This is a genomic window from Streptomyces olivaceus (genome assembly GCF_000721235.1).
Classification (GTDB): domain Bacteria; phylum Actinomycetota; class Actinomycetes; order Streptomycetales; family Streptomycetaceae; genus Streptomyces; species Streptomyces olivaceus.
In genome coordinates this window covers 1-12,105 of record NZ_JOFH01000052.1, presented here as the reverse complement: position 1 = coordinate 12,105, position 12,105 = coordinate 1, and the positions used below count along the sequence as shown (strand labels likewise).

Here is a 12,105-nt window from a genome sequence, read left to right as displayed (position 1 = left end):
CTCACTCAAGAAAGGGTCGAAGCCGTGATCAACAGCTACGAGGAACTGGTCGAGACAACGATCAGCGCCACCACCGACATCGAGGACTTCGAGAACATCCAGGTCGGCCGGGGCGGTATTTACGAGCACGCCCTGTTCACCAAGTCCGGCGAGAAGGTGGCCACCACCTCGGGTGGCTACAAGATTCACTACCGCCGAGAGTCCGACCAGCAGTTCATGGCCTATCTGACCAACGAAGTCGTCTTCGAGGACGGCTCCGGAACCATCAGGGTCGCCGGCTGGATCGATCTCGGCTCCCTCCTCTCGGGGGACTGGGCCTACTACCCGAGCGTGGGTACCAGCGGCCGGTACCTCGGCCAGACCGGGTTCATGGCCTGGCGCCCCTACGACCTCGGCAAGGTGGAAGGGGCCGACGTGAAACTGATCATGTTCGCCTCGGCCGAGTGAACGACCGCGCGATGCCGTGACGGGTGAGGACACTCACCCCTCAGTATTCGCGGCAACGCGCCGCGAATCGGACACCTTTGTTCTCTGACGTGGAGGTTGAGAAATGGGCCGGGTCGCCGGGAAAGTCGCACTGGTCACTGGCGCTGCGCGTGGAATGGGACGTTCACATGCGGTGCGCCTCGCCCAACAGGGAGCGGACATCATAGCCGTCGACCTGTGCGCAGACCTCGAAACCACCCCGTATCCGGGCGCGGACGGTCAGGACCTCTCCTCGACGACGCAGCTGGTCGAACAGCTGGGGCGGCGGATCCTTGCGCGCCGGGCAGATACGCGCAACTCCGACGAACTGCAGGACGTCGTCGATGAGGCGATAGCCGAGTTCGGGCACATCGACGTCGTGTGCGCGAATGCCGGAATGTCGAGCTTCGGGTTCTCGTGGGAACTTACCGATGAGGCCTGGCAAGAGATCATCGACGTCAACCTGACGGGATCGTGGAAGACCGTCAAGGCGGTGATCCCCCACATGATCGAACGGAAAGAAGGCGGATCGCTGGTCTTCATCAGCTCGACAGCGGGCTTGATCGGCGTGCCGACCATGGCGCACTACACCGCGTCCAAGCACGGCGTGGTCGGGCTGATGCGTGCCTTGGCGGTCGAGCTGGCACCGCACAACATCCGGGTGAACTCGGTGAACCCTGGAAACGTCGACACGCCGATGGTCAACAACGCTCCGATGCGAAAGATCTACCTGCCCGAGGTCTCCGATCCGACACCGGAGGACGCGAACGAAGTGATGAAAGAAATGAGCGCGTTGCCCACCGGCTGGCTGGACTCGCAAGGGGTCAGCGACGCCGTGGTCTACCTGGCGTCGGAAGAGGCACGTCACATCACCGGAATCACGCTTCCGGTGGACGCCGGAATGATGCTCCCCAACAAGATGCGATAGGCGCCGGCTCGCGGCGCATCGCTCATCGGTCCACCAAAGAACTGTCAGCGTCTCAGGCGCACACCGAACAAGCTACCGGAGGGCTACTCACGATGACGGAAAGCGCACTCTCTCTGACGGTCGATCGACTCGACATCATTGAGTTGACGGCCAAATACGCCTTTCGACTCGATACCCGCCAGTTCGATTCTCTGATGGAGCTGTTCAGCGACGACAGCCCGGTTTTCGACGAAGAAGGCTTCGGGCTGGGCAAGTTCACGGGGAAGGACGAGATCCGGCACCACTTCGAGGTCGACATCTACGGACAGATGGAGAACCTCTGCCACATGACGGTCAACCACGTCGTCAACGAGATCCGCGGCGACCGGGCGTCCGGCAACTGCCATGTCTTCGCCCAGGGCGATGTACGGGCCGGTGGGTTCTCCCGGGCCACCGCGTACTACCAGGACGAGTACGTGCGCGAGGAGGGGGTCTGGAAGTTCTCCAGCCGCAAGGTGATCCCGTTGACCAGGCCGGAGGTCGGTACCTTCGAATTCCCCGCAGGGCAGAACCCGTTCGATCAGTAGCGATCACTAGCGATCAGTAGGCTGGACGGCTACGGGGCGATCATTGGCATTCCGGGCGCAGGGCCTGAGGAAGAAGGAACGTGCACGCATCAACCAAGAGTGACGGATCATGGATCAGGCCCCTGCGAAGCCCGGCCCGACGCGGTCAAGTGCACCTCGTCTGCTTCCCGTTCGCGGGCGGTTCCGCAGGATACTTCCGTTCGCTGGCAAACTCCCTCGAACCGGATGTATCGGTGCTCGGGGTCCAGTATCCAGGGAGGCAGGACCGGCGTCACGAGCCCTTGATCGAGGACATCGGCCGGCTCGCCGACGAGATCTGCGAGGAGTTGATCCCGTGGGGCACGGAGCCGCTCGCGTTCTTCGGCCACAGCATGGGATCGTTGGTGGCCTACGAGGTGGCGCGTCGCCTTCAGCGGGACAGTCGCCGAACGCCCCTCGCGCTGTTCGCGTCCGGACGTCGCGCCCCGTCGTGTCATCGCGCTGAGGACTTCCGCGCGGCCGACGACGAAAGCATCATCGCCAACCTGCGCTCGCTGGGAGGAACCGACCCGGCTCTTCTCGACGACGACGAGATGAGGCGCATGATCCTCCCCGTCGTCCGTGCCGATTACCGGGCCGTCGAGACATATCGCGCGCCAACCACCGAGACCAGGTTGAACGTGCCGATCACGGCGATAACCGGCGATCGCGATCCGAGCGTGTCGCTCGAGGAAGCGCGTGCCTGGCGAGGGCATGCAGCGGGATCCTTCGAACTGAAGGTCCTGACCGGAGGTCACTTCTTCATTGACGAGCACGTCGCCGAGATAGCCGACTGCGTGAGGCGTGTGCTCCTCGGCCTCGGTTCCGAACGCACGCGACCGCTGCGACCGGAAGGGGGAGCCGGCCATGGACGTCGGCCTTGAAGTGAGCTGCCCGATGTGCGGAGGTCTCATCGAGGCGGCTGACAGGGACGAGCTCATCCGCTTGTCCCAGCTGCACACGAGGGACGCCCACCGCTACAACGTTCCCGCTGAACACGTGTTGGCCGCGATGACGCCCGGTGACACAGATCCCGGCCAGGAAGAGGACGCGCAATGAAATCTGCAGTGGCGGAATGCCCCACCGTGGACGTGAACATGCTTGATCCCGCATTCGTGCAGGACCCCTATGAGACCATGGCCGCGTGGCGGACCCTGGGGCCGGTCGTCTACAACTCCCACCACGACCAGTACATGGTGACGTCGCATCGCAACTGCGCGCGAGTACTCGGTGACATCCGCCATTTCAACTCCGCGAACGTGCTCCCCGAGATGGAGAAGGCGTTCGGCGGACCGACCTTTCTCGGCACCGATGGCGCACGGCACCAGACGGTCCGCGGAATCTGGGAGCCGGACTTCGAGCGCAGGACCGTCGAAGTCGACTGGGCGGCGCGGATACAGCGAGTCGTGGACGTCTACGTGGATCAATTCGTTGAACGCCTTCGCTCCGGCGAACCTCTCGACGCCCTCGCGGAGATGACGCGGATCATTCCCACTGTTGTCACTGCGCAACTGCTGGGCGCCGAAGAGGACGTGTACGAGGACTTCATCAAGTGGAGCGACGCGACGGCGGCGGTTCTCGGCGCACGGCTGGACCCGACCCCGAGGGGGCAGGAGATCGTCGCGGACGGGGCTGCGGCATCGGTCGCTCTGAACTCGTACATCGCCGGCCTCATCGAGAAACACCGGGCGCGGGGGGTGAGCGACGGATCGCTCATGGCCCAGATGGTGTTCGACGATTTCGCACCGTCCATGCCCGACCGGGAGATACTGGCGAACGGGACGATGCTGACGGTCGCGGCGAACGAGAGCACGGCGCAAGTGATGGCGATGATGCTGTACGCGCTGGGACGCCATCCTGATCAACGCCGCGCGCTGGTCGCCGACAGGTCGCTTGTTCCGGCCGCACTCGAAGAGGTCCACCGCTGGTCGACTCTCACGCAGTCGGTACTGCGCTTCTCCTGCAGCGACGAGTCGAAGGTCGGGGGATTCACGATCCCCGAAGGTTCCGCAGTCGTGTCCCTTCTGGGCTGCGCGAACCGCGATCCCGCTCGTTGGGACAACCCGGACTCCTTCGACATCTCCCGTACCCGTAAGGCGCATCTGGGCTTCGGTTTCGGTCCCCACATCTGCCTTGGCATCCACATGGCCCGGATGGAGATGCGCATCTGGCTGAATCGCCTGCTGGACAAGCTGCCGGACTTCGAGATCGCTGGCGATGTCGACTTCGGCCCCGACTTCACACTGCGGGGCCTTCGAGGGATCCAGATCAGCGCGGCATGACTGGACCGGGCACGTGAACCCGCCGCCGGGGCAGACCCGTTGTGACTCCCGCACCAGCGGTGGTGAGGTGCGGTCTCCGCTTGTCGAGCGAGGCCGCGCCGCCAACCGCGGAACGCGGCCGCGGACGTCGCCACCGGCGGGCGCGCGGTGACACCGGCGAGCTGCTCACCGGGCCGCGGGCCTGCCCACCTCTGCATGTCGAGTCCCGCCGCCGGGCCGGGCACCGGGAGGGTGACCCGGAGACCCCAGACATGGCGGGTGACAACTAGGGGAGGGGCCACCGGGAAAACTAGGGGATGGTTCGCCGAGTCGCAGAACCTATCGTGGGGCGCACGCAGCTTCCCGGAGGTTGATGCATGGCTCACGCCGACCAAGCGCCTGTCTTGACCCCTTCTCCGCCCGCGCCCTCACTCATCCATCCCCCGCCGGAGCCGGACGAGCTGCGACGGGACCGGCCGGTCACCCGGTTCCGGCTCGCCTACGACAAGACCGGCCGGCCGGCCACGCGCCACGAGGACGCGCGCCGGGTACCGACCGACCCGACCGAGCACACCCGTCCGCGTCGGCTCTCCGCCGGCGCACGCACCGCCCGTCGTGCGAAAGCGCTGCGGCCGCGAGTGACTGATGTGGACGCCGACCTGGTGGAGAACTTGTGACTACTCTGCGCTTCGGCGCGTTCCTGCCCCCGATCCACCCACTGGGCGAGAGCCCGACATGGTGGCTCCGCCACGACCTGGACTTCATGGCGCACCTCGACCGGCTGGGCTTCGACGAGGCCTGGATCGGGGAGCACCACTCGACCGGTAGGGACCTCATCGCCTCGCCCGAGATCTTCATCGCGGCGGCAGCGGAGCGCACCACCCGGATCCGCCTCGGGACCGGCATGACCTCGATCCCGTACCACCATCCGCTGTGGGTGGCCGACCGGATGGTGATGCTCGACCACCTCACGCAGGGCCGGGTGATGCTCGGGGTCGGTCCCGGCTCCCTGCCCTCCGACGTCGCCATGATCGGCATGACCCCCACCGAGAGCCGTGAGCTTCTCGAGACCCATCTGGACGTCATCCAGCGGCTGCTGGCCGGTGAGTCGGTCACCACGACGGTCGGGACCCACACACTGGTCGACGCGACGCTGCAACTGCGCCCGTACACCGAACCGTGCTTCGAGATCGCGGTGGCCGCGACGGCGTCGCCGACCGGCGCGCGCCTGGCCGGCAGCCGCGGTGTGAGCCTGATCTCTCTCGGGGCGACCATGAGCCAGGACGGGTTCGACGCGCTGGCGTACCACTGGGGGATCGCCACCGAGCGCGCCACCCACGCGGGACGGCCGGCGCCCGACCGCAGGACCTGGCGGCTGGTCACGAACGTGCACATCGCCGAGACTCGGGAACAGGCGTACCAAGACGTCGAGTTCGGGCTGCGGGACTGGCTGAGGCACCTGAATGACAACGCTGCCACGCCCGGGCTCGCGCTGCCCGACGGCAGTACGCGGGAGCTGATCGACTTCGTCAACGAATCGGGCCTGGGCGCGATCGGCACGGCCGACGACGTCCGCCGCCAGATCCAGCGCATGGTCGACCAGTCCGGCGGGTTCGGCACCGTACTGCTGCTGGCGCACGACTGGGCCGCCCCGACGGCGAAGTGGCGCTCGTGGGAACTCGTCGCCCGTCAGGTCGCCCCCCACTTCCAGGGGGCGGGAACGACCCACGCCCAGGCGTCCCACGACGCCCGGGCCCGGATCCTCGCGCGGCGCGAGGAGGCGACCGTCGCAGCCGGCGCGGCGCTCGAGCACATGAACCGCAAGTACGCCGAGGAGGTGGCCGGAGGGTCCTGACCGTGCCGTCGTGACCCGCCCGGCCGCGGCACTGCCGGGGCCCTGGAACGAGGAGCCTGCTCCGGGGCGCCGCCGGACCGTCGGGATCGGACGCGACCGGGCCGGGCCCTTCCCGGGCCCCGTACGGCAGGCCGACCTCGGCCGAACACCCACCGCCCCCTGCGAGCGACACCGCCGGACCAAGAAGGAACTTCGCCGGGCCGTGGACCGCGGTCCGGCAGCGAGCACCGATGCCTGCAGAAGGAGACGTTTCCGTCATGGCGACATGGTTCATCACCGGAGCCGCCCGGGGGCTGGGCGCCGAGACAGCCCGGCATGCCCTGAAAGCGGGACACGACGTCGCCGTCGGCACCCGGCGACTCGACGCGTTGCCCGACGACCTGCGCGCCGCCGAGCGGTGCCATCCGGTCACCCTCGACGTCACCGACCAGGCCCAGATAGACCGTGCCGTCGCGCAGGTCGTCGATCGGTTCGCCACGATCGACGTGCTGGTCAACAACGCGGGCCGCGTACTGGTGGGCGCACTGGAGGAGGTCACCGACGCCGAGGCCAGGTCGCTGTTCGACGTCAACGTCTTCGGCCTGATCAACGTGACGCGAGCGGTCCTGCCGACGATGCGTGCCGCCGGCAAGGGCAAGATCGTGCACATCGGCTCCCGGGCGGGGTTCGAGGGCGAGCCCGGGGTGAGCCTGTACAGCGCCTCGAAGTTCGCGGTCGCCGGCATCAGCGAAGCCCTCGCCGCGGAGCTGGGCCCGTTGGGAATCCAGAGCATGGTCGTCGAGCCCGGGGCGTTCCGCACCGACCTCTTCGACCCCAGCTCCCTGGCGGTCTCCGAGGCGCGGCTGGCAGCCTACGACGGCACTCCCGCCCACCTCGTGCGCGACGGGGCCGGCGCGGCCAATCACGCCCAGCCCGGGGACCCGGTCAAGGGCGCGGCGCTGATCGTCGAGGTGACCGACGGCGAGACGCTGCCCTCGCACCTGCTCGTGGGCAGCGACGCCTACGAGCGTCTGGAGGCCAAGAACGCGCTGGTTGCCGAGCACATCGCCCCGTGGCGCGACAAGGCGCTGGACACCGCGCACCGCGACTGAGTCCCGCCGTTTCGCACCGTGCCGCGGGCCCGGGCTCTGCCCGGCCCCACGGCACGAACGTCCTCCGGCCGTGCCGCCCGGGCCGGCGGGGTGGACGCGGTCGAGTCCGTGATCCGGAAGTCGGGCCCGCCGGCCCGTGAGCAGTGGCAACGGAGAGCGTGTGCACACTTTGGTTATCAACGCGAGAGATGCGGTCGCGGTGGTCGCGGTGACGGTACGGCTGCCGGTCGGCATGATCCGGACCGGGGACCGGTGAAGGCCGTGGCCGACGCACGCGCGGACGCCGGACTCGACGGACTTCCCGTTGCACTGCATGCGAAAGTCGCCGCCGCGCAGGCGGCGTGGGCGGTTGCTCGCTGCGCGCGGCACACCGTCGTGCCGGAACACCACTGGCCGGACGAGACCGATCTGGCCGCGCTGCGCGCCGGGCGAGCACTGACCGAGCTGGTCTCCCGCTATGTGGGGAGGGCCGTCGTGGCCGCACGGGCCGAGGGGATCGGCTGGCCGGTCATCGGCGAGGCGCTCGGGGTCGCCGACCCGGAGGCCGCTTTCGGTCCCGCAGTCGCCGGCTGGGCCGAAGAGCTGGCGCGCGTCCGCGCGGGACAGGTGCACCTGGCGGACCAGCCGGCGCTCGACTGGGTCGTCGACACGGCTTGGTGGGCCGAAGCGCTGGGGGAGTGGCTCAGCAGGCCCGGTGACAACCTCCTCGACTCCGCGGCCGGACGGCCGCCGGAGAACGGGAACGACTGGCGGCACCCGGATGAGCGTGTCGCCGGCGAGGACGACGAGGCCGACGCGGGCCTCCTGTCGTGAACCGGACCAGCGAAGGAAAGGAAAGCCGTGCCGAACGCAGAGCTCAAGGAGATCCAGCAGGCCGTCGTGACCGGGGACCCGGGCGCGCTGGCCGGGCTGCGGGTGCCGGAGAGCTACCGCGGCGTGACCGTACACGCCGAGGAGACCGAGATGTTCGAGGGCATCGCCGGCGTGGACAAGGACCCGCGCAAGTCGCTGCACGTGGAGGAGGTCCCGACACCGGAGCTCGGGCCCGGTGAGGCGCTGATCGCGGTGATGGCGAGCGCGATCAACTACAACACGGTCTGGACCTCGATCTTCGAGCCCCTGCCGACCTTCAAGTTCCTCCGGCGCTACGGGAAGCTGTCCCCGCTGTCGAAGCGGCACGACCTGCCCCACCACGTGGTCGGCTCGGACGCCTCGGGTGTCGTGCTGCGCACCGGACCCGGGGTGCACCGCTGGAAGCCCGGCGACGAAGTCGTGGCGCACTGCCTCAGCGTCGAGCTGGAAGGCCCCGAGGGCCACGACGACACGATGCTCGACCCCGAGCAGCGGATCTGGGGCTTCGAGACCAACTTCGGTGGCCTCGCCGAGATTTCCCTGGTGAAGGCGAACCAGTTGATGCCCAAACCCGCGCACCTGACGTGGGAGGAGGCGGCGAGCCCCGGGCTGGTCAACTCGACCGCGTACCGGCAGCTGGTGTCGCGCAACGGTGCCAACATGAAGCAGGGCGACGTGGTCCTGGTCTGGGGCGCTTCCGGCGGGCTCGGCTCGTACGCCACGCAGTACGTGCTCAACGGCGGCGGCATCCCGGTGTGCGTCGTGTCCAGTCCGGAGAAGGCGGAGATCTGCCACCGCCTCGGTGCGGAGCTGGTCATCGACCGCAGCGCCGAGGGGTACCGGTTCTGGCGGGACGAGCACACCCAGGACCCGAAGGAGTGGCAGCGGTTCGGCGCCCGCATCAGGGAGCTGACCGGTGGCGACGACCCGGACATTGTGTTCGAGCACCCGGGCCGGGAGACGTTCGGCGCTTCGGTCTACGCGGCCCGCAAGGGCGGCACGATCGTCACCTGCGCGTCCACCTCGGGGTTCACGCACCAGTTCGACAACCGGTACCTGTGGATGAACCTCAAGCGGATCGTCGGATCGCACTTCGCGAACTACCGTGAGTCGTGGGAAGCCAACCGGCTGATCGACAAGGGGCTCATCCACCCGACGCTGTCGAAGTGCTACGCGCTGGAGGACACCGGCCGGGCCACGCTCGACGTGCACCGCAACGTGCACCACGGCAAGGTCGGCGTGCTGTGCCTCGCGCCGGAAGAAGGCCTCGGCGTGCGGGACACGGAGAAGCGTGCCCGGCACCTCGGCAGCATCAACGCGTTCCGCCAGGTGCACCGGGATTCCGGCCGATGATGCCGGACGCACACCCGCGCTCGTGAAGTCCACCGCCGGGATGCGGGACCGCCTCGGCGGTTTCTGGCCGATCTGCGCTGTGCGGGCAGCGCAAGCCCGTACGGCGAGGCGTGCCACGACGCCGCAGCCGGCCGTGAAAGACACTCTCTTTCGGCCTTTACGGAGCCGTTCGTGGATGACGCGACACACTTGTCATGGACGTTTCGAGTTTCGTTGTACGCAGTATTCAAGACAAAGAATTTCCGGCTCTGTAAACCTCGCGGGCCCGGCCTCGGTCTTAGAAGGTATGGCCTCATTGCGTAAGAACCTGTTGTGACTCCGGGTGACGGCAGTTCCGCTCTCGGTATACCCATCGGCTCCGGTGCCGAGTTTGCACGAAGAGATCGCCACCGCCGGGTTGGGCCGACTCCCGCGACCGCCGTTGCCTACGCGGTGAGATAGGGCACATTCGCCCGTCGCGCCGACCCGAAACCCCCACCGGGCGACCACGAACCCCCAGCTCGCAGCACCAACTGAGCTTGAAACCAGGGCGGTTCCTTATTCTGCGGCTGCAGCTTTTGCGGAGTCCGCCGCTGGGGGCGTGCGGGTTGTCGTGCTTCAGGGGGTTGTCGGAACCGGTAAGACTGCGTTGTTGGAGGAGTTCGGCGGCCGGGCTCGTGAGGCGGGGGCGCGGCTGCTGCGGGCGAGTGGGGCGCCGACCGAGAGTTCGCTGTCGTTGGGCATCGTGCGTCAGTTGCTCGCTGGTGAGGTGTTCGACCGCGAGGAGGCGGCGACGGTGCGTGGTCTGCTCGACCACCAGCTGCTCGCTGATGCGGCGTGTGACGGGGTGAGCCGGTCCCGGGTGCTGGACGGGTTGGCGTCGGTGGTTCTGGGGTTGGCGGGGCGGGGCACGGTGGTGATTGTTGTTGATGATGCGCAGTATCTTGATGCGTTTTCGCAGGACTGGCTGATCTATCTCCTCCGCCGTGCCGGGCATGCCCGTCTGCTGATCGTGTTCGGTTGGCGTGACGACGACGTTGAGATGTGCGAGGGCAATGGCCGCCTCCTGTGTGCGGAGCTCTACCAGCAGGCTTATCTGCGGCGGTTGTTGCTGGGTCCTTTGTCGTCCGGTGGTGTGGCGCGGCTGGTGGCCGGGCGTCTCCTGGAGTCTGGTTCGGCGGAGCTGGCTGTGCAGGCTCATCGGCTTACGGGTGGGAATCTGCTTCTGCTGCATGGGTTACTGGAGGACAGCCGGGCCGCTGCCGGTGGCAGCCTGCCGGCGGAGCTGAGCACCGGGCCCGAGTTCGAGCGGGCGGTCCAGCTCGTCCTGGCCCGGTGTGATCCGCTGACGTTGCGGGTTGCCGGCGCGATCTCGGTCATCGGTGAGCCGTCGGGGTTCGCGTATCTCGACCGGCTGGTCGGTGTCCCGTCGGACCGGGTCGCTGTCGCCTTGCAGGTACTGACCCGCACGGGTCTGGTGGAGGCGGGCCGGATGCGGCATCCGGTCATGGCCCAGATCCTGGCTCTGCTGCTGCGGGCGGGGTGGCGGGAGGACCTGCGGGCCTCGGTCGGGCATCTGCCCGAGCTGACCGAGGCGATGCTCGGCGGCCGGCTGCGGGGCCGGGACACCACGCTGCCGGTGATCATGCTGCTGCTGCAGGGCCGGGTGGAGGACGCCTGCTCGGTGCTCTCGCGGCTGGCGGCCGACGTGCCGCCGGGCTCCGGGCCCTCGTGGGAGTTGGAGATGGTACGGATGTGGCTGGCCGACGTGTATCCCGGCATTTTCCGGCGTGTGGCCTGCGAGAGCAGGACGAACGGCACACCGGTCACGCCTCCGGGTGCGATCGGGTACCGGTTGCTCGAACACTTTCAGAGTTCTCACCATCAGGGGGCGACCGCGGAGCGGCTGGGCCAGGCCGACGAGGCGTTGTGGCAGCAGCCGCTGACCGAGATCAACCTGTTGCCGCTGATTCTGGCGTTGCGCACGATGGTGTATGCCGAGCGGTTGGAGGAGGCAGGTCGCCCTCGACGATTTCCAGGCCGTCGCGGACCTGCTGGACCAGTGGGGGATGGCTCAGAGCGAGACACTGTCGTGGCGCACGGAGATGGCGGCGGCTCACCTGCAGCTCGGGAACCACGAGACGGCCGCGCGCTTCGCCCGCGAGCAGCTGCGCCGGATCGGGACGGACGGTCACCTGCGGGTGCGCGGGCGCACCATGCGGCTGCTGGCGGCGACCCGTGATCTGCACCGCCGGCCACCGATGTTGCGGGAGGCGGTGGACGTGCTGCACCGCAGCGGGGACAAGTTCGAGCTGGCGAGTGCGCTCGCGGCGCTGCACGATGCGTACACCCGGCTCGGGGATGCCGGCCGGGCGCGGTCGGTGGCCCGCAAGACCAACAGCATCAGGCAGGCGTGTTTCGCGGAGCAGCCCGTGCGGCGGGTCGGTGCGCCGGATGTGCTGGAGGAGACGGAAGTGGACATGCTCGCGCTCAGTGATGCGGAGCGCAGGGTTGCCAAGGCCGCGGCCAAGGGCCTGACCAACCGGGAGATAGCCGGCAAGCTCTACCTCACGACCAGCACGGTGGAGCAGCACCTGACCCGGATCTACCGCAAACTGGGGGTCAGTTCACGAGTGCAGCTGCAGTCCCGTCTCGGGGTCCAGCCTCCGTCCCCCCACCCCGCCCTCCAGGACGCCTCCGCCTGACTGGTCCCGGGACGGCCCCCGGCATCCCGGTG

At 68.1% G+C, this 12,105-nt stretch carries 13 protein-coding genes; all 13 read left to right on the top strand.

Annotated elements, in window-relative coordinates; genetic code table 11:
* The first annotated feature begins 24 nt into the window (after positions 1-24).
* The 13 genes from IG94_RS0135180 to IG94_RS43835 all read left to right on the top strand — a co-directional run bounded on the left by IG94_RS0135180 (position 25) and on the right by IG94_RS43835 (position 12,073).
* On the top strand, positions 25-447 hold the full coding sequence (locus tag IG94_RS0135180) for an allene oxide cyclase barrel-like domain-containing protein (protein WP_031047113.1): 423 nt from the start codon (positions 25-27) through the stop codon (positions 445-447).
* Between the two features lie 103 nt (positions 448-550).
* The gene (locus IG94_RS0135175) at positions 551-1,393 is read left to right on the top strand and encodes a mycofactocin-coupled SDR family oxidoreductase (protein WP_031047111.1); all 843 of its coding nucleotides are present in this window, start codon (positions 551-553) and stop codon (positions 1,391-1,393) included.
* Between the two features lie 92 nt (positions 1,394-1,485).
* On the top strand, positions 1,486-1,959 hold the full coding sequence (locus IG94_RS0135170) for a nuclear transport factor 2 family protein (protein ID WP_031047108.1): 474 nt from the start codon (positions 1,486-1,488) through the stop codon (positions 1,957-1,959).
* An 80-nt stretch (positions 1,960-2,039) separates the two neighbouring features.
* Entirely contained in the window at positions 2,040-2,861 is an 822-nt protein-coding gene (locus IG94_RS39140) for a thioesterase II family protein (RefSeq protein ID WP_308043546.1), read from the top strand.
* Positions 2,845-3,036, top strand: coding sequence for a hypothetical protein (locus IG94_RS43840; RefSeq protein ID WP_031047102.1), 192 nt, complete (start codon positions 2,845-2,847; stop codon positions 3,034-3,036). Before IG94_RS39140 ends, IG94_RS43840 begins: the two co-directional genes overlap by 17 nt.
* A gap of 26 nt (positions 3,037-3,062) precedes the next feature.
* Positions 3,063-4,259, top strand: a complete 1,197-nt coding sequence (locus tag IG94_RS0135155; RefSeq protein WP_157852378.1) for a cytochrome P450 — start codon at positions 3,063-3,065, stop codon at positions 4,257-4,259.
* A gap of 383 nt (positions 4,260-4,642) precedes the next feature.
* Positions 4,643-4,915 carry a cytochrome P450 family protein gene (locus IG94_RS43010; protein ID WP_031047094.1) on the top strand — a complete coding sequence of 91 codons (273 nt, stop codon included), beginning with the start codon at positions 4,643-4,645 and terminating at the stop codon, positions 4,913-4,915.
* The gene (locus IG94_RS0135145) at positions 4,912-6,093 is read left to right on the top strand and encodes an LLM class flavin-dependent oxidoreductase (RefSeq protein ID WP_031047091.1); all 1,182 of its coding nucleotides are present in this window, start codon (positions 4,912-4,914) and stop codon (positions 6,091-6,093) included. The genes IG94_RS43010 and IG94_RS0135145 overlap by 4 nt, the downstream gene beginning before the upstream one ends.
* A 257-nt stretch (positions 6,094-6,350) precedes the next feature.
* On the top strand, positions 6,351-7,184 hold the full coding sequence (locus IG94_RS0135140) for an SDR family oxidoreductase (RefSeq protein ID WP_031047088.1): 834 nt from the start codon (positions 6,351-6,353) through the stop codon (positions 7,182-7,184).
* A gap of 261 nt (positions 7,185-7,445) precedes the next feature.
* The gene (locus IG94_RS40030) at positions 7,446-7,997 is read left to right on the top strand and encodes a hypothetical protein (protein WP_224222576.1); all 552 of its coding nucleotides are present in this window, start codon (positions 7,446-7,448) and stop codon (positions 7,995-7,997) included.
* Between the two features lie 51 nt (positions 7,998-8,048).
* Complete coding sequence (gene ccrA / locus IG94_RS0135125; RefSeq protein ID WP_199790971.1) at positions 8,049-9,389, top strand: crotonyl-CoA carboxylase/reductase; 1,341 nt, start codon at positions 8,049-8,051, stop codon at positions 9,387-9,389.
* Between the two features lie 580 nt (positions 9,390-9,969).
* Positions 9,970-11,610 carry an AAA family ATPase gene (locus IG94_RS39130; protein WP_346009429.1) on the top strand — a complete coding sequence of 547 codons (1,641 nt, stop codon included), beginning with the start codon at positions 9,970-9,972 and terminating at the stop codon, positions 11,608-11,610.
* Positions 11,570-12,073 (top strand): helix-turn-helix transcriptional regulator, encoded by a 504-nt coding sequence (locus IG94_RS43835; RefSeq protein ID WP_248783104.1) that lies wholly within the window; start codon positions 11,570-11,572, stop codon positions 12,071-12,073. The genes IG94_RS39130 and IG94_RS43835 overlap by 41 nt, the downstream gene beginning before the upstream one ends.
* Positions 12,074-12,105 lie beyond the last annotated feature (32 nt).

Excerpts from the sequence above, each read along its gene's own strand:
- IG94_RS0135175 (WP_031047111.1), top strand. The coding sequence starts at position 551 with ATGGGCCGGGTCGCCGGGAAAGTCGCACTGGTCACTGGCGCTGCGCGT.
- IG94_RS0135170 (WP_031047108.1), top strand. The coding sequence starts at position 1,486 with ATGACGGAAAGCGCACTCTCTCTGACGGTCGATCGACTCGACATCATT.
- IG94_RS43840 (WP_031047102.1), top strand. The coding sequence starts at position 2,845 with ATGGACGTCGGCCTTGAAGTGAGCTGCCCGATGTGCGGAGGTCTCATC.
- IG94_RS0135140 (WP_031047088.1), top strand. The coding sequence starts at position 6,351 with ATGGCGACATGGTTCATCACCGGAGCCGCCCGGGGGCTGGGCGCCGAG.